The organism is Enterobacter sp. SA197 (assembly GCF_054131575.1).
In genome coordinates this window covers 970,534-988,616 of sequence record NZ_CP096393.1, presented here as the reverse complement: position 1 = coordinate 988,616, position 18,083 = coordinate 970,534, and the positions used below count along the sequence as shown (strand labels likewise).

At 45.7% G+C, this 18,083-nt stretch carries 13 protein-coding genes, 1 tRNA gene and 3 pseudogenes; 12 read left to right on the top strand and 5 right to left on the bottom strand.

Going from position 1 to position 18,083, the window contains the following annotated elements; genetic code table 11:
- The first annotated feature begins 547 nt into the window (after window positions 1–547).
- The 6 genes and pseudogenes from M1D91_RS04500 (at window position 548) to M1D91_RS04475 (ending at window position 8,598) form a co-directional block, all read left to right on the top strand.
- The gene (locus tag M1D91_RS04500) at window positions 548–1,234 is read left to right on the top strand and encodes a response regulator transcription factor (protein WP_437433145.1); all 687 of its coding nucleotides are present in this window, start codon (window positions 548–550) and stop codon (window positions 1,232–1,234) included.
- Window positions 1,221–2,576, top strand: coding sequence for a sensor histidine kinase (locus tag M1D91_RS04495; RefSeq protein ID WP_437433146.1), 1,356 nt, complete (start codon window positions 1,221–1,223; stop codon window positions 2,574–2,576). Before M1D91_RS04500 ends, M1D91_RS04495 begins: the two co-directional genes overlap by 14 nt.
- A 543-nt stretch (window positions 2,577–3,119) precedes the next feature.
- The gene (locus M1D91_RS04490; RefSeq protein ID WP_437433147.1) at window positions 3,120–6,227 is read left to right on the top strand and encodes an efflux RND transporter permease subunit; all 3,108 of its coding nucleotides are present in this window, start codon (window positions 3,120–3,122) and stop codon (window positions 6,225–6,227) included.
- 1,199 nt (window positions 6,228–7,426) lie between these two features.
- Window positions 7,427–7,771, top strand: a pseudogene (locus M1D91_RS04485) (IS3 family transposase); the annotation flags it as partial.
- Window positions 7,772–7,780: 9 nt separating this feature from the next.
- On the top strand, window positions 7,781–8,104 hold the full coding sequence (locus M1D91_RS04480; protein WP_437433148.1) for a hypothetical protein: 324 nt from the start codon (window positions 7,781–7,783) through the stop codon (window positions 8,102–8,104).
- Between the two features lie 209 nt (window positions 8,105–8,313).
- Window positions 8,314–8,598: a 3'-5' exonuclease gene (locus M1D91_RS04475; protein ID WP_437433149.1), complete on the top strand. Its 285-nt coding sequence runs from the start codon at window positions 8,314–8,316 to the stop codon at window positions 8,596–8,598.
- Between the two features lie 282 nt (window positions 8,599–8,880).
- On the opposite strand, the pseudogene M1D91_RS04470 reads toward M1D91_RS04475, so the two are convergent.
- Window positions 8,881–9,801 (bottom strand): annotated as a pseudogene (locus M1D91_RS04470) (tyrosine-type recombinase/integrase); the annotation flags it as partial.
- Window positions 9,802–10,202: 401 nt separating this feature from the next.
- Here M1D91_RS04470 and M1D91_RS04465 point away from each other — a divergent pair.
- The 3 genes from M1D91_RS04465 to M1D91_RS04455 all read left to right on the top strand — a co-directional run bounded on the left by M1D91_RS04465 (window position 10,203) and on the right by M1D91_RS04455 (window position 11,780).
- Window positions 10,203–11,192 carry a colicin D domain-containing protein gene (locus M1D91_RS04465; protein ID WP_437433150.1) on the top strand — a complete coding sequence of 330 codons (990 nt, stop codon included), beginning with the start codon at window positions 10,203–10,205 and terminating at the stop codon, window positions 11,190–11,192.
- The gene (locus M1D91_RS04460; protein WP_071934120.1) at window positions 11,182–11,481 is read left to right on the top strand and encodes a colicin immunity domain-containing protein; all 300 of its coding nucleotides are present in this window, start codon (window positions 11,182–11,184) and stop codon (window positions 11,479–11,481) included. The genes M1D91_RS04465 and M1D91_RS04460 overlap by 11 nt, the downstream gene beginning before the upstream one ends.
- A 65-nt stretch (window positions 11,482–11,546) precedes the next feature.
- The gene (locus tag M1D91_RS04455; protein WP_071934121.1) at window positions 11,547–11,780 is read left to right on the top strand and encodes a MarR family transcriptional regulator; all 234 of its coding nucleotides are present in this window, start codon (window positions 11,547–11,549) and stop codon (window positions 11,778–11,780) included.
- A gap of 183 nt (window positions 11,781–11,963) precedes the next feature.
- Here the strand turns inward: M1D91_RS04455 and M1D91_RS04450 are convergent, their stop codons facing one another.
- Window positions 11,964–12,422 (bottom strand): helix-turn-helix domain-containing protein, encoded by a 459-nt coding sequence (locus M1D91_RS04450; protein WP_437433151.1) that lies wholly within the window; start codon window positions 12,420–12,422, stop codon window positions 11,964–11,966.
- A 122-nt stretch (window positions 12,423–12,544) separates the two neighbouring features.
- On the opposite strand from M1D91_RS04450, the pseudogene M1D91_RS04445 reads away from it, so the two are divergent.
- Window positions 12,545–13,033: pseudogene (locus M1D91_RS04445) on the top strand (hypothetical protein); the annotation flags it as partial.
- Between the two features lie 265 nt (window positions 13,034–13,298).
- On the opposite strand, the gene M1D91_RS04440 reads toward M1D91_RS04445, so the two are convergent.
- Entirely contained in the window at window positions 13,299–13,859 is a 561-nt protein-coding gene (locus tag M1D91_RS04440) for a recombinase family protein (RefSeq protein WP_125400768.1), read from the bottom strand.
- 192 nt (window positions 13,860–14,051) lie between these two features.
- On the opposite strand from M1D91_RS04440, the gene M1D91_RS04435 reads away from it, so the two are divergent.
- On the top strand, window positions 14,052–14,519 hold the full coding sequence (locus M1D91_RS04435; RefSeq protein WP_000588536.1) for a DUF1643 domain-containing protein: 468 nt from the start codon (window positions 14,052–14,054) through the stop codon (window positions 14,517–14,519).
- 1,002 nt (window positions 14,520–15,521) lie between these two features.
- Entirely contained in the window at window positions 15,522–15,854 is a 333-nt protein-coding gene (locus tag M1D91_RS04430) for an NIPSNAP family protein (protein WP_437433152.1), read from the top strand.
- A 123-nt stretch (window positions 15,855–15,977) separates the two neighbouring features.
- On the opposite strand, the gene M1D91_RS04425 is transcribed toward M1D91_RS04430, so the two are convergent.
- Together M1D91_RS04425 and M1D91_RS04420 are read right to left on the bottom strand one after the other, a co-directional pair.
- Entirely contained in the window at window positions 15,978–17,918 is a 1,941-nt protein-coding gene (locus M1D91_RS04425; protein ID WP_437401788.1) for a tyrosine-type recombinase/integrase, read from the bottom strand.
- An 87-nt stretch (window positions 17,919–18,005) separates the two neighbouring features.
- Window positions 18,006–18,081: transfer RNA gene (locus M1D91_RS04420), tRNA-Thr, on the bottom strand.
- Between the last annotated feature and the right edge of the window lie 2 nt (window positions 18,082–18,083).

The following is an 18,083-nucleotide window of genomic DNA, read 5'->3' as shown; positions in this document are numbered from 1 at the left end:
CACTCCTATTTTCAGCAGCGGATTAAATAGATACCTTGCTGATGCAATAAATGAGTGCGTGAAATGATCATCAATCGTGGGCTGCTATGCACCGATCTGACAATCGGATAAGACGTCCATTCTGACACGAAGAATGCTGTGACATTGAATAGGCCGCCTGGAAATCAAGGTATAGAGAGATGCCAGTTTAGGATTTATCTATTGATAACTCGCAGCATAAGTATCCTCGGCAGAAATGCCAACATAATAGCTATTCATTTCTGGAACGTTCTAATCAGCATTGTTAAAGTAAGCTCATGAGACATATTTAAGGTTTCATTCATAGTAAGAAGATTCTGTATTTAGCCCTACTCCTACTGCTGGTCTGCAGGTGCTTTCAGATGCTGACTGAGAATTAAACGCAGCGAGCTAAAAGGAGAATGTAAGTCTGCTCTATTGTTGTATCCGTTAACATTTTGGATACCCTACCTTTAAAACCTTACCTAAACATTACGTCATGCTAGAAAAAGATATGATAATCTTTTCATAAAATGAAAAGCGAGATGAAATGATGCGCGTATTAATTGTTGAAGATGAACCAGAAATGGTATCAGCTCTCATCAAGGCTTTCGAAAAAGAAGGCATGATTGCCGATGGCGTTTCGTCCATTAGTGCAGCTAGAAGCGTGCTTCAAGCCGATTTACACGGGTTGATCCTGCTCGACAGGCAACTGCCGGACGGCGATGGCGCATCACTTGTCCCCGTCATTCGTAAAATTAACGCCGATCTGCCCATCATTTTCCTGACCGGTAAATCGAATATATCTGACAGAATTGAAGGCCTCGACCTTGGGGCGGATGACTATCTCAATAAACCGTTTTCATTTGAAGAACTAATGGCCAGAATTCGCGCAATTGGTCGCCGACCAGCTAAAGTGAGTATTCCGAAGGTCACAATTGCAAACCTTATCTTCGATTTCAACAACAGAGACGTTGTGGTTGACGGCATACCAATAGTACTTCCGAGGAGGCAGTTGCTTGTACTTGAGGCGCTTTGCACACGTGCTCGACGTACTGTTCTGCGGGAATGGCTGATCGAGAGAGTTTATGGTTTCGATGAAGTAATCCAGTCCAACTCTCTTGATTCGCACGTTTCCCGCCTGCGTCGTTCATTAGAGTCTGCTGAAGCGCAGGTAACCATACATGTTATACGTGGTGTGGGCTATCTCCTTAAGGAAAGCCATGAAACTTCTTAAACCGCTCTCACTCGCTTCTAAAATGGCCATGAGTATTATTTCACTACAGCTTATCACGCTGTATCTCACCATTGGTTATTTTATCCTGGATGCGATGAGAACTAATAATCTGACATTTGGCGGTGTTATCCCCGATTCTCAGGTGCAATTAATTCTGGATGCTGTCGCTTATAACGAGCGGAAGGAATTATTCATTCGTGCAACTCCTCAAGTTGCTACGCTACTTGAGGATGCGGATGCATGGATTGTGGTCAGTGATGATAAGGGGCAGGTTATTCATTCAGGCAACGTGCCTGAGGTATATGAGAGGTTAACCGAAAACATCAATGCTCTCGGAATGTCCGAAGTTAAAGCAACGAAAGAAAACAGCCAGCTTTCAATGAAGTTATTAACCAAAAACATAGGTAAAAGAACCATTCGTGTTTTGGTTGGAGGAATACCGACGTATAAAGCTTTTGATATTTTCTCGCTTTTAGCTTCTGTGCTGAGCTTGAAAATCTTTTTGCCGATGGGTATTGCCGCTGTCATCTTTATTCCATTCATAACGCGTAAAATGCTTTCCGGACTGTCTAACGCTGCGAGCGATGCAAAACACATTAACGAAAGCGATCGCAAGGCGCGCATTAGAGAAGACGGTATCCCCAGTGAAGTTATGCCGCTGGTTAAAGCCGTAAACGGAGCGCTACAGCGACTCAGCGACGGATATGACGAGCGCGATCGTTTTCTATCGAGTGCAGCGCACGAGCTCAGAGCACCGATTGCGATCATAGAGGCCCGACTAAGTATCCTTACTGATACAAAGGCCAGACGCATTCTGGGCAATGATGTCGCGCGTTTGTCAAACCTCGCGGAATCCCTACTAGACCTGCAACGAATCGGTCGGGAGCTTTCAACTTTTATCGTCGTTGATCTTAAACATATGCTCCGGCAGGTCATTTCTGACTATTCTCCAATGATCATCGCTTCTGGTTATGACATTGAGTTTATCTCCTGCAAGTGTACCGTCAGCGTCCGTGGGGACGAGGCTTCTCTCTCTCGCGCCGTTATTAATATTCTTCAGAATGCGGTTATTTATGGCGGCGGGAAGGGGCTCATATCCGTAGAACTCAGTGAAGATGGTTATATCATTATTCAGGATGAAGGGCCTGGTATAGCACTGGCAGAGCGAGAGAGAATTTTCGAACCTTTTCAGCGCGTTATACCACAGTCGCAGGGTACAGGCTTGGGGCTTCATTTAGTGAAAGAAATTGTTCATATGCATAAGGGGAGCGTTTCAGCTGGGGAAGGGAAAAGCGGAGGCGCATTATTTGAAATTTACCTCCCGGTACTGGGCAATCAATAATATGATACTGTTTATGCCTTTTTATAAATAAAATCCGAGGTAATGAAATGGTATCTTAAATAAATATGAAAGAGAAACGGGGAGTCACTTTCTGTATTTCGTTTAGGTTAACCATTGCGAGCCTGAGCTTCTTATGAGGAAGTTTGAGAGTTGTTTATTAACAAATTTTATTGCGGGTTTAAAAATGGCTTCTATTGAAAAAGGGTGTGATTTCACTCAAACCTGGAGGTTAATTTAGTGATGTTGAAAGTATTTCTCTATTAACATCCCCACATGATGTCGGTGAAATATTTCGGGGCAGGTGGAGGGTGGTTTTGCACGGTATTACCAACTTTCTGCATGAATGAGATGCGGATAGGCTCTTTAATGTTTGTTTGGCAAAAACAAAGATAATAGTGGGGTATTTACGTGAGGAAAGTATACATGATTGAAGAATTCAAGCCGGTACAGATCAGAACGCTTCCTTACTGAGCCTAATGGGGCTGGTAAATTATTATTTTATTAAGTCTGGCCTGATAACGTCAGGCTCACAGAGGCTCTCTCATGTTTTCACGATTTTTTATTTATCGCCCGGTCTTCGCTTGGGTTATTGCGATTTTAATCATGCTGTTGGGTGCGCTTTCTATTAAGCTTTTGCCTGTTGAGCAGTACCCTGATGTGGCACCGCCCGCCGTAAATATATCTGCAACGTATACTGGAGCCTCTGCGGAAACGCTTGAAAACAGCGTAACCCAGATACTCGAACAGCAGCTTACTGGCCTTGATAATCTGCTTTATTTTACCTCCAGTAGCAGTTCGCAGGGTAACGTGACCGTGACCGTGACTTTCAGCCAGGGAACCGATCCGGATACCGCACAGGTTCAGGTACAGAACAAAGTTCAGCAGGCGCTTTCCCGTCTACCGACTGAAGTACAGCAGCTCGGTGTCACTGTAACCAAATCGCAGTCAAACTTTCTGCTTGTTTTAGGTATTTACGACAAAACAGATACCAGCTCCAGCGCGGATATAGGCGACTGGCTCGTGAGTAACCTTCAAGAACCGCTCGCCAGGACAGAAGGTGTAGGAGATATTCAGGTCTTTGGTGGGCAGTATGCCATGCGTATTTGGCTGGACCCTTTCAAGTTAAACTCCTTTGCACTTCAACCCTCGGACATTTCATCGGCTATTCAGGCTCAGAACATTCAGGTCTCAGCGGGTAAAATAGGAGGCCTTCCTTCGTCTTCCTCCCAGCAATTGACTGCAACTGTTCGTGCTCAGTCCCGCCTCCAGACGGCGGAAGAATTCAGAAATATTATTGTCAGGAGTAGTAAGGATGGAGCAACCGTCCGACTTGGTGACGTTGCGCGCGTTGAAATCGGGAGTGAATCATATGACATGACAACCCGGCTGAACGGTCATCCCGCCACTGGCATGGGCATCATGCTTGCCCCTGGTGCTAATGCACTGGACACAGCTGAGCAGGTTAAGTCAAAACTTAATGAATACCGCCATTCTATGCCCGCAGGGTATGAGGTGGCCTATGCCCTTGACAGCACTGACTTTATCCGTCTTTCAGTGAAGGATGTAATCATCACGTTGTTCGAGGCTATCGGACTTGTAATTGTTGTGATGTACCTTTTCCTTCAAAACATTCGCGCAACGCTTATACCTGCGCTGGCCGTACCGGTGGTACTGCTAGGCACGTTCGGCGTACTCGCCCTGTCTGGCTATACGATAAATACGCTGACGCTTTTTGCGATGGTGCTGGCGATTGGCTTGCTGGTTGACGATGCTATCGTTGTGGTCGAAAACGTCGAGAGGATCATGCATGAGGAGGGGCTCGGGGCCAGGGAAGCAACAGAAAAATCAATGAAGGAGATCTCCGGCGCGCTCGTGGCTATTGCACTGGTACTTTCTGCAGTATTCCTTCCCATGGCATTTTTTGCCGGTTCGACAGGTGTCATCTATCGTCAGTTTTCCATCACCATCATTGCGGCAATGACACTATCTGTAGTAGTGGCTCTGACATTGACACCAGCCCTTTGCGGGGCATTTTTGAAGCCGGGTAATTTAAAAAACCGGGGTTTTTTTGGTGGTTTCAATAAGTTCTATGACGCACTTGAACACAAATATTCGCTCGTGGTTATCAAAATTTTCCGACGTCCCATATTTATGCTTGTGCTCTACGGTACCGTTGGTTTGATGTTGTTTGTTATGTTCTCTCGTCTCCCTGGTAGTTTTCTTCCCACTGAAGATCAGGGCAGTATCATGCTGCAGGCTACGCTACCTGCTGGCGCAACGTCCGGGCGTACCGAGGAGGTGAATAAGCAGATCACCGACTGGTTCCTAAGCGAGGAAAAAGACAATACTGACGTGGTGTTCACGATTAATGGCTTTAACTTCAGCGGCGCGGCTCAGAACGCCGGTATGGCATTTGTAAAGCTCAGGAATTGGGAAGACCGTAAGGGGAGTAATAACTCAGCTGATGCGATAGCTATGCGAGCGATGATGGCATTGTCTTCCGTCAAAGACGCCCAGATTTACGCGCTGACCCCGCCTCCCGTACCCGGTCTTGGCCAGAATACCGGCTTTACCTATGAGTTGATGGCCAGCGGCAGTGTGACGCGTAGCGAATTGGAACAAATGCGCGATGAACTCTTGGCTGCTGCTCAGAAAGATCCAGCACTGCAAGCGGTCCGCGCAAACGTACTGCCCCAGATGCCCCAACTGCAGATTGACATCGATACAAATAAGGCTGTGGCGCTTGGATTACAGTTATCTGATGTTACTGAAACTCTGACCAGTGCCTGGGGAGGTGCCTACGTTAATGACTTCATTGATCGAGGCCGCGTTAAACGTGTTTATATGCAGGGAGATGAACAGTTTCGGGCAGCACCTACTGACCTGGATAAATGGTTTATCCGTAATGACGATGCTGGAATGACGCCGTTTACCGCCTTTGCCTCGACTCGCTGGACCAGCGGGCCGGAAAGTCTGGATCGCTTCAATGGCTCCTCCTCTTATGAAATACAGGGGCAAAATGCGAGCGGTTTTAGCTCTGGGGATGCGATGGATGCCATAGAAAGGATTGCTGCACAGCTGCCAGCGGGGGCAACTGGAGAATGGAGTGGGCTTTCACTGCAAGAGAAACAGGCTGGTGGTCAATCCGTTGCGCTTTATTCAATATCGCTGTTAGTTGTCTTTTTGTGTCTGGCTGCGCTTTATGAAAGCTGGTCTGTGCCTCTTTCCGTTCTGCTGGCGGTACCGCTGGGGGTGCTGGGAACTGTAATGGCCATCGCAATTCGAGGGCTGGATAACGATATTTATTTTCAGGTTGCGCTGCTGACTACAATCGGGCTTACGTCTAAGAATGCTATTCTAATCGTTGAGTTTGCAGAAGAGGCCTACAAGAAAGGGACCTCGCTGAGTTTGGCAGCCCTCAGTGCAGCACAGACACGCTTGCGTCCGATACTGATGACCTCTCTCGCATTTATCGCTGGTGTGGTTCCACTCGCTGTGGCCACCGGGGCAGGGGCTAACAGCCGTATTGCAATAGGAACGGGTATCATCGGCGGTACGTTTGCCGGTACAGTGTTGGCGCTGTTCTTTGTTCCACTTTTCTTTATTATTGTTCGCCGTTTTACAGCAAAGCCTGATATTAAGAACTGTTAGTTTTAACATTCAGGGTGTACTGAATATAGTATGCCCTGAATATAAAAAATTCCTGCATCAAAGTTAGACTTGGCCGTTAAACTATCATGCCACTATTTTTAGAATGGACGTTTATTTATTGATGCAATATTTTAAGGTTGTTATCAAGTTGCCGCGGTTTACCTGGGTTATGGTTGATGAAATAGGACGCATCTTATAAAGGTGAGCTTCATAGTAATATATTTAAATGGCGTGGGCATGACGGGGTGTTGTATATCCTGGAGTTTTTCGTCTGCCAATGCTTTTCCAGTAGCAGTGTCCACTTTTTCTACACAATAGTACTATACCTCTTTCTATCTCTTGATTTCGTGGCTAACCTTGTTGGGGTGTTAATTTTTAGCGATTTCTTTAATGCTATATTTTCTGCCGAATCTCTGGCGAGATTCTATATTTCATCAAGCGCAAACACTTGCTGATGGCGTTTTCAGACATAAGAACATTGTTCATCATTCTAATGACAATAAAAAAGATGGAAAAAGTTTTTATCGGAAATTACGTAGGTGTAATGCAGGTAATCACTTCACTCAGATCTATCTCAAAAGGTTGCTTTCTGATCTAGTAAGTCGCTTCAATAGAACCTTCAATTAGTAAAAAATAAACCAGGCTTACAATTACATGAGGGTTTTGGCATAAATCTACATATTCATTTTCAATGAATCTGGCCGAAACGAGTTGCGTTCGTGGCGATTTTATAGATGTGAAGAGAGTCGATAATAAAGAGGCAAGGCTGGGTGTGGGGTTTTCATTAGTTATGAATATGAGGTTAATTGTTCCCGGTTTATCCGATATGAAGTGGGTGAGTTTCCATTGTGGGGTTATTGTAAATGCCGTGATTATTTGTGTTTTGTTTTTTCTTTGGTGTTGTGGTAATTAACATTAAAAAGTAGGTGTTTCTTTTCGTGAGGATGTTATTGACGAGTTGATCGATGGTGCGATTGTTCCTGTAACCCTCTAAAGCCTAAAGTATGAATCATGGTTTATTACCGATCAAATATGTGATGTCGAAAATAAATGTGACACTGAGCAAGGCAGGATTGAATCTCTGCAGAGAACGGAAAGGCATATAAAGTTAGTGAATGTTAATTCACTCATATTAAGTGTCCATCCTGCAATTCAGGTTTTCCGGTGGTTAGTGATTAAATTCAGGGCATCAAAAGGTACTCGACGCGCTGATGATGGCCGTCTGGAGGCGAAAACCGGACGGCGAGGTCATCGTACATAGCGATCAAGGTAGTCAGTACGGCAATGACGACTGGCAGCGCTTCTGCCTGGCCAATAACCTGGCACAGAGCATGAGCCGGCGTGGCAACTGCCAGGATAATGCGGTGGCCGAATCGTTCTTCAGTTCCCTGAAAAAAGAACGCATCAGGAAGAGAATATACAAAATCCGGGATCTGGCCCGGGCGGATATCTTCGATTACATTGAAGTGTTCTACAACCGGGCCCGGCGCCACAGTCACCTCGGCGGCGTGAGTCCGGAGGCCTTCGAACAGGCCTCGTCGTGAGGACAGAATTTGTCTACTGTCGTGGGGTCAGTCCATCCCTGGATTTCAGGATGGCTGAGTAACGGCGAATGGAAGTTAGAAAAAGCAAATCAAATAGCCATTTTAGCAAGAAAAGAAAAATCATTAACATTATTCTGCTCTGGATTAAACTTAAACTTCAGGCTTTATGTTGACACACCTCTAGATAAAACTGGTACTGATTGCTCAGATCTATACAAAGATCTGTTAGCATACAAGTACGGCTCTATAAGTACAGCACAAGAATTTATTAACAAAGTTTTTGATGGAGTTATAGTAGATGATAATACTCCGCTCTTACTAAGAAAAAAATAAAAACAATTTGAAATGAATTAAAAAATGAAGATTTAATACATAAATTTCATGACATCGCATATATTTTAAGGATAAATTCAACAGAACATACTTATGGAGATCTAATAAGAACAATCTCTGACGATATTTTAGCCAAACAATTCTAACTATTCAAACTATTCAAACTATTCAAACTATTCAAACTATTAGATGATAATGAGATACAAGTAATGACTTTTCATAAATCTAAAGGACTGGAATTCAAATTAGTATTTCACCTAAATTTAGATGAATGGTCTTTCCCATTTAGAAAATATAACAGCGAAGACAGATACACACCTATATACCAGACGCTTCAACAAGAACTTAACCTTCACAACGTTGGCATGACCAGAGCTGAGAATTGCTGTATCCTTATTAACTCATCTCTCAGAGAAAATGCATCTGGGGATTTTAAAAACACAGATGAATCATATTTCTTCAAATTACCGCAGTTAAACAATCTGTATAGATGAAATTTTTAATCATTTACGTAGGAGGGAGAATCCAAAAAAAAACCCCTTTACTTTTAACAATCAACACATTAATTGTAAAAACATGAATATCAACATGGCGATTATTAATTTTCTCAATTGGTTTTATAAGTAGCAACATTCCATAAGAACGGCTGCTAACTTAGCAGCCTGCACAATTAAAGCTTAAAGAATTTATTATCTTGAGATAATTCAAGAATAATATAACGATTATATTTCTGATAATCTTCTTTTATTAATTTATCAGACAGTATAGATACAATATTTGCGGGGATCATTCCTCCCAGGAAACACCAGAGGATATTGCCCAGACATCACCTTGAGCTGCTGTACGATCTCTATGGCTTGGGTAGAGAGGGGGACAAGGTGAGGTCGTATCATCTTCATTCGGTTGGCAGGAATTTCCCACACCGCTTTCTCAAGATCAAACTCACTCCAGAAAGCACCTCGAAGCTCGCCGGTGCGAACTCCCGTAAGGATCAACAGTCGAGCAGCAAGAACAACTAACGGGCTTCCAGTATAGCTGGAGAGAGCTTTAAAGAAGTCTGGTAACTCCTCAACGGTAAGGAAGGGATAATGCTTCGATTCATGTCCTGACATCGCGCTGGTTAGATCCGCAGCAGGATTGTATTCCGCGCGACCGGTAACGATGGCGTAACGAAAGACTTCGCTGCAGCGCTGGCGAACCTTCTTGGCCTTCTCTGTCGCGCCACGGCTTTCCATACGACGCAGCACATTCAGCAGAACCAGTGGTTTGATTTCATTCACCGGCTGCTGGCCGATATAGGGAAAAATATCTTTATTGAAAGCTTCGATAATGTCGGAGGCATAACCTTCTGACCATCGGCTCACCTTCGTTCCATGCCATTCAAGTGCCACAGCCTGAAACGTATTATTGAGCTGCACATCCCGAACCAGCTTTTCTTCTTTCTTGGCAAACGATGGATCGATACCCTCGGCCAGCTTTTTCTTGGCTTCATCACGTAGCGCCCTAGCTTGTGCGAGAGACACTGCTGGATAAACACCAAAAGCCATACGCTTCTCTTTTCCATTGAAGCGATATTTCATCCGCCAGTATCGAGAACCAGAGGGAACAACCTCAAGATACAAACCAGCGCCATCCGACAGTTTGAAGGCTTTCTCTCTGGGTTTAGCGGTATCGACTTGTCGAGCATTAAGCTTCATTGGGGGCATCTCCGAAAACCGAACACAGAATGCCCCCAATTGTAACTTGATTCTGGTTGAGTCCAGTTGATAACAGGAGATAAGATACGGGCCAGAAACCGCAGTATACGGGCTTTGAGTTGATTTCGGTAGACTTGGGGAGAGTTTGAAATGGTGCCGATAATAGGAGTCGAACCTACGACCTTCGCATTACCGAAACTCGCGTAACCACATGAGTTTGTGAGGTTCGATTGTAGGACGCATTTGTAGTAGGTGCTACAAACAGTTTGTTCGCTACCCCAAAATGCTCTTTGCATTAGCGCCAGACACTTCCCTCTTCACAAACGAAGGGGTAATCTTAAACCTCACTCAACATCGGTCGCTTTTAAGCTATGCGCGATGGTGGCGCTAATAGGGACATTATGCTTCATCACTATCAGGCAAAGTCACTGGACGATATATACCTTGATGACTTTCCCCACATCATCCACCCGGATATGGCAGCGCGTTACCTTGAGGAGACTGCCCAGCCAAATAGAATCATTCGGGAGTGGGATTTACCTGGCAACTATGGTCTTTTTGTCAGTCGATATCGTCAGTTCCATTATCAGCAGCCCTGGATGGCATACCGGGACGTGCTGAATGACATTCGAGCCGGGAAGGTCGTTTTACTGAGAAAGGGCACAATCGGTCATATCATCACGGGGGTGCAAACATCCTCTGGTAACCTCCGCAGTGATCTGCCCCTGCTCCTCCACTCTCGTCTTAGCTACCTCATCTCACATCAACTAAAACGCCCGGTATACTACGTTCGCCCATCAGCGCCCGTTCAACATGCTCAGGCGGCAAAAACCATCAACAGCAAAGCAGCGGGTCGGCTTCTGGCCGCAGGCGGTGTTTACAACGGAAATGTTGAGGGGTTCAGAAAGACCGCAGAGCAGCTCGGCGGGGATGCTCCGTCAGGTTACAATCAGGTAATGGATAACAAAGGGTTACTCATCACCGGTGCGTCAGTTGCAGCGGCACTTGGCATCGGAAGATTAACCCCAGTAAATGAAATAGAAACACTATCCAATCTGTCTAAAACGCCTAAACCATCGCCTTCAACGTTGGTTAGTTTCGAGTCACGACAGCTACAGAAAAAGTTCAAACATGCTGTTGATTTCAACGCTTCCGGCAATCCAAACGCAGAAGGATTAAAATCATTTGAACAGGCGTTAAAAAGTCATATAGACGATCCGTTAACCAATAGAATTACAGGTAAATATCGATGGAATCAGGATGTCTATCACTACTACAATCCAGAAACCAAACTAAATGTTATGACAAAAACAGATGGCAACTTCATTTCCGGATGGAAGCTGTCAGATACTCAATCAACCGACCTAATAGGTAATGGCAATGTCTTTTAATCAAAATGAATCGGCGATTTTGGATCTTATTGACGCATTTACGTGCGGTAACATTGCTGCACCGGATTTTGAACAAGAATACTCCGCCGCATGGCGAACTTACAGGGATTCAACTGATACAAAAAAAGCCGATATAGCCACCCAGAAGTTTTTTGACTCAGTTTTCTCATTAGTCGATTCTTACTGTTCAGATCCTGAGTTAATCGACGAAGATGATTTAAACGAGGATGAATTACTAAGTGAGGTATCACGCCTTAAAGCCACTTGGGAAAACGCCATACTCGCTTGACATAATTCATCATGATAACAGAGACATACTCATTAACCACTACAGAACTCAATGTCTTGAAAGTTATGGCAGAAAAAGACATCTACTGGACTTGGATGAGGCTAGATCGCACCCTTGCTATACGGGGTATTCCCGGGTTTAGCAATGTTGCGAACATAGTAACCAACTTGATGAACGAGGGGATGGTCGATACTGTTTATAACGAAAACTCATCGAGACCACGTTATCGCGTATCAGAGCAAGGTCATCAGTTGTTGGGACAAATCAACGAGGTTACAAGGCATTACAATTTCTCATGATTTTTTGCAACACGCGGCTCCATGGCTAAGGTAAAACGCCACCGTAACGCCTATGTAACGCACCTGTATTTCGATGTTTTTCGCCCTTTTAGAAATAAGAAGAATGTTCAACTGGGGATGGTCAATCGTCTATACATACTGTTCATTCACACAGCAGCCAGAATTTATAAACTTATACCTGCGCTACTTCTCGAGTTTGTCCCACCGCACTGCCGAAACAATGCCCCAGTTGCCACTGGCATTGGGCCTACGCCATTTTGCCGTCTCCATACTACGGAGATACTCAAGCGCTTCGGAAAAGGTGCCAAAACGCTTCTGAGCCGCTTTATCACCTACTCCAAACGAACCATCGCGGGTGCTCGCCAAACCGGGGTGAAAACAGGAACCATCGGCTGCGTATGGAACCAACAGTTCCGGATCGTTATCTTCTGATGAGTCAGACGCTAACAACTGCCACGGCTCAACATTGAGAGCGTTAGCCAGCACCTCAATCGCATCCAGAGACGCATTAGAACCGCCGCGTTCAATGCGGCTCATATAGCTACGTGCGAACCCACACCGATCGGCAAAGGCTTCCTGGCTCATTCCGGTGGCAATGCGCAACTCTTTTACTCGTTGTCCAAACAGTTTTCTCAGGGTCATTTTCATGACCTGAATTTGCGCAGATGTCCACTAAAGAGCCACGCTCCAATAGTGACATTTTGAATCAATGGTCTATGATGCGATAACTGACACCGCTGGGGTGGATTCTGAGGGATAACAATATGTCAAAAACACGGCTTAGTAAGCCCGGTTTTTCAGCCAAGTCTGTGCTGACCATTATGTTAATCGCTGCGTCATCTGCATCTTATGCAGCAGAAAGCATCGATCAACTGGCGACGCGCATCGGTATGGATCACTTCCGGGAAGCGATCAAAAAGGGTGATCGCAGCGCCTTCAAAACGCTGCCGGCAAAAGGCTATAAAAACGGACTTACCGGGCTGCTCATCAAAACTAACACCTACGTTAACCCCGAATACAGCTTTGCTGATTGCGATACGGACACCGTTATTGTCTCGGTGCAAGAACACAAAACGCTCCCCGGTTGCCGCATATCTCTAAAGCTAGCGACTAAAGATGCTGACGGTAGCTATCACGATAATGGCATTCGCGTTGAATACGGTATTGCCATCGGCTCCAAAAAGTTTATCGCCAACAATTCAGCGTGGGCGCAGCATGCCATTACAGGTGATAAGGCGCTGGAAAGCTCGTTGAAGAGAGATGCTAACGATACTGTATGCACTGCATGGTCAACGATGGCAAAAAATATTGCCATCGGGCGAGACGAACACAACCCAATTTCTGTCTACCAACAACAAATTGAAGATCTCAGAGGCAAACCCGGCATCACTGAGAGTAATATTGTTTTTGCCCACGCCCTTGCTGGCATGGTTTACAAAGACATGGCCGCAAAAAAACCGCAAGAAGTTGAAGCATTGGTTTATCAAACCTGCCAATCAGGTATGTGAAAATTAAAGATTAATCAAAGATTGCGGTAATAGTTGCTCTGGAAACGCCGTATTCGCGCGCTAACGCACTGACACTGTTTCCATTATTCTTTTTCTCGATAATCGCTCTACGGTCTTCTGGGGCGATTATCGGCGGTCTTCCCAGCTTCTTACCTTCGGCTTTTGCCCGCAACAAACCCGCCTGGGTCCGCTCAATCAGCAGGTCACGTTCCATCTCTGCAACCGCTGCCAGCATTGACAGCAGAAGCTTACCCGCAGCGGAGGTGAGATCAGTCGTGCCAAGCTGGTGGACAATAACCTTGATGTTTCGGTCAGCCAACTTTCTGACCGTTTGCAGAACGTCAATCGCATCACGTCCCAGACGGTCTAGTTTTGCAACTACCAATGTTTCACCATCGCGGATTTTGCTGAGCATTTCAGAAAACGCTTTGCGTTGCACCGCAGGAACCTTCCCGCTAACAACATCAGTAAACCAAAAGTCGAACGTCCACCCAGCTTGTTCAAGTTCAAGACGCTGGTTCTCAGTATCCTGCTGCGATGTCGAAACACGCCCGTAGCCAAAAATCGCCATAGTCATCTCCTCATCCGGCCCCTGCCGGAAAACGGTGATGAAAATAGGATGGCCTGCCAAAAAAGCCAAGGCTAATTTTCCAACAGTGCGAAAGCACGCGATTGGAAGGTGCCGGAAAATGGTCGTTTGTTGGCGCTTAAAACGGGTGAAGACATGTTAGGCTGAAACCATCACTTCATAAGGACAACCGAAATGATTAAAGACGCGATTTTTTCACCGTGCGGTAAGTATCGCTACTCGTTATCACGTGTCTGGGACGAATCAAAACCGTATACCCTTTTCATAGGGCTAAACCCTTCATACGCCGATGCTGAGAAGGATGATCGCACCTTGAGCCGCTGCATATCGTTTGCCAAAAGCTGGGGCTACGGTGGCGTATACATGGCCAACCTGTTCGCATTCGTTCACACCCAGCGACATGAAATGATGAAAGCGTCTGATCCCATTGGCAAAGATAACGATAGCCACTTGATACGTCTTGTTAGCGGTGCAGGACTGGTTGTCGCCGCATGGGGAAATGAAGGAAGACACCTCAAACGCTCAACGACCGTCCGACAGCTATTGCCAGAGAGCACAATGTGCTTCGTCTTAAACGCTACAGGTGAGCCGAAGCACCCTTTGTATATGAAAAACGACAGTGTTCTCATACCTTTAGGTTAACATCGATAACTGCGTTCAGAATATGAACGCAGCCATATGATATATATGACTTTTCTTTAAAATGATGGTGTGCTAGCTTCTCTCCTGACACCTACCTCATGCGGTAAACCGGTCCGGGTAGGTGGAGATCACCGCTGTTTAGCGGAAGACGTCAGGATGGGAACTCTGCGTAACGTTGATTGTGGTAGGTAGGGCGCGCAAGCGTTTGATGCAGCCAAGCAGAGGGTGAAAGTAGCTATCGGCGGATTCTTGAGTAGCTTCTTTTGCGCATAATGCATCTTTCAAGAAAGGTCGTCACACCACGAGGAAGACTTGATCTTCATCTGGCAAGGGGAACCGAGCAACCTACAGGCTATCTTCTCAGATGGCCTTAGGGTTGATATGTCCGGCTTCCCCCCCGAGGAAGGGTTTACATCTTAAAGAACAAGTTATGTTTTAACATTTTTAACAATTACACTTCTCTGCTGTTTGGTGTCTTATGGCGTTCCCGTCAAAAGTAAACCTGCCGTTTTTACCTCTCCTGCGTAACAACCAAACACGAACCAGAAGCTGCTAACCTTCAACGTGTTCGCGGTGTAAATGCAGCCGGATAAGTTGGGTGCGAAAAAGTGGTTCTCCTAGGTTTGGAAGCGCCCCTCTTAAGCATTGCATCCGAAAATTTCCGTGGCGGTGAGACAGTCCTTATAGAGGCAATCAGCCTCCAAAGTTAAGCGACGCGGTAAAGCTAAAGCTCGCCCAGATTTCTCATTGATTGCTCGAACTCCGCTACGCTTGTTTCAACTGGCTTCGCCAGTCACTCTAAGAGAGCGCCGCGAATTCTGCACTATGATTTCGACTACCTTCTTTAAAACACTCGCCAGAGAGCCTTACAGCGCGTTTGAACCGCATATCGCAGCTTCTGCTTACGGATGACTGTCTGATTAGCAGTAGCTTCATGGCCCAGTCCGGTTTACTTTATTGCTATCAACTAGGAGCCGCCCAAGGGCAACACGGAGATAACGCTTGAGAACCGTCGAAATACTGCAATACACCTTACGCAAAGGCAGCGGTGCCGCTTTTCACGCCATAATGCAGGAAATCAGCGTTCCCCTACACCGCCGCCACGGGATCGATGTTGTTTCGTTTGGCAACTCGCTTCATGACCCGGATTGCTATTACCTGATCCGCGCCTTTGACAGTGTTGAAAGCATGGCTGCGGCTCTTGATGCCTTTTATGCGAGTGATGACTGGCGCAATGGCCCACGTCAAGACATCATTGGCAGCATAGAGACCTGCACGAAAACAGTGATCAGCCTCCCGACGGAAAGTGTGAACGGGCTGCGGGTGCAATCGTAGGTCATATGGCTTCACCAAACGCGTTTTGAGCGTCTCCAAATTCAGCACTATGAAATCCACCACCCTTAATAAAAAACGCGCCAGAACAGTTCTGAGCGCGTTAGAGCAAGAGAGAAATTCAGGCTATTGCGGTTCTTTTCGCGATTTATTGCTCTGCTTAATCCGTAGCGCATCAGCTACCGCATCTACACCATCTTCGCAAACAAATGGAGCAACTTCCGGTAGCCCTAACGTAACGCTCTCAAGCACAGCATAGAGGGCTGCTGGCGGATGATCTTTGCTATACCGGTTCTCTGTCTCGCCAGAACCGCGGATATGTCCAACAAACTGCGCACGCGTCTCGCTGTCGATTCCAGCTTGTTTAAGTCTTGTAGAAAAGGTGTGGCGGAATGAATGGAAAGATTTCTTGCTGCCTTTTTCAAAGCCTAACCGCTCTTTGAGCAACGAGCGATTAAACCAGTCCGAAGCCTTATCGCCATATCCTTTTACAGGGTGGTAAGGAAGCTCGGGAAATAAACGTTCATGGCCTGCTTTCTTCAATGCTTCGCAATAGCGGACTAATCCAAGTTTGATCAATGTCGGATGCAACGGTATTTTCCGTCGCGAATGAATAGTTTTTAGCGACTGATCTGCACGCTCATTGCTAATTTCGAAGAAATAAAAACCGACAGCATCCTGCTTAATATCGTCAAGATAAAGCTGACATAACTCATTTATCCTCGCGCCGGTAAAAAAACCAATTAGCGGTAGCCAGTAATGAAATGCACGATAATGATGGAATTGCCCCTGACTGTTTTTATCGACAGTCCCACGTTTATACCAAGGCATACCAAAAATAGCGTTTAAATCCTCATCAGTGAAATCAGATTTGAAATCCTGATCCATCTTTTCATTTTCAACAGGTGCAAAGAATTTATTCGCAGGAGACTTAATAAAAATGCCTTCTCCATCAGCCCACTGGAAAGCCTCGAAGAGAATTCGCATATATTTACGAACGGCATTATCGCTCATTAGGGGGTCGCCATTCTCTTTTGCCTTGGCAATCAATTCATGAGCATCATTGATTTTGTATCTTATTTTCGCCAGATCGCGCCTTGCAGGTATCGACCTTAGTAAGCTCTCATACTTACGGAGGAAGTCACGGTCAACTTTTTCAAGCGTTGAATCACCCATGACTTCAAGGAGTAAGCCAAAACCTTCCCGGACTCGATTCTCTGCCTTTTCCGTGAATTTCCCCCCGCGCTTGTAGCGAATATATTTTTCACATAACTCGCTCATTTTCACTGAGTAGTATTTACGATTTACATATTCATTATCCGGTATCGATGAGGGCAATAATACAGGGGTAATTGCTTTTGGTTTCTCTGGCATGACTGGAGAAACTGCGGTGCTATGTGACAGCCAAAATAATCGTAAGCGCTCGGCTTGAACACGATGAATCATCAATGAATTAGGCGAGATTTCGACACCGGGAAAGTCAACGAACCAAGCGGCTTTGGATGAAGCCTCTGAAGATTTAAATGCGGTTTCTGCATCCAGCGGCTCGCCAGCGATCATCTGACGTAATATACGTGATGAAACCAAGGGCTGAACATAACCGCTCAGAGAGCCTCTGATCCCGATGTTAATGGCACTATCGATGATAAATCCTGAAGCCTCAGGATCATCCTTATCAACGAGTGAAAGATCTTCTACATAGTAGGCAGGACGCCCATCAGCAAGCCAAAAAAGTGGGATATTCGTATCAAGTAGTCGCTGCGCCACTTGTTGCAGGGAAGCGCTCGTTAAACCGCAAAATTCAGCGAGGCTGATCATTCCTTCGCCAGCCAAAGCAGGCGCACTGCTTACCAACTTTTCTCTATCCAATTTTTGATACTCACCCAGACATCGCTGCCAGACAACCAATAAACCTGCGGCAATCGCTCTCGCTTTTCTGATGTCGTTTGTTTCTGTTGAAGCGTGAATCTCACGCTGTCCCGTGTAGAGACGGTATCGGGCGGGAACTGCAATACGGACAACATAAATACCGCTGCTACGGCGATACAGATTATCACGTTGAGCCATCGGCTGTATGACCTCTATGTAGTAGAGGCTACACGATTTCACTCTGAATGAATTTAATATTAATTAAATCAATAAGATAGAAGTGACTGGTGCCGATAATAGGAGTCGAACCTACGACCTTCGCATTACGAATGCGCTGCTCTACCAACTGAGCTATATCGGCCC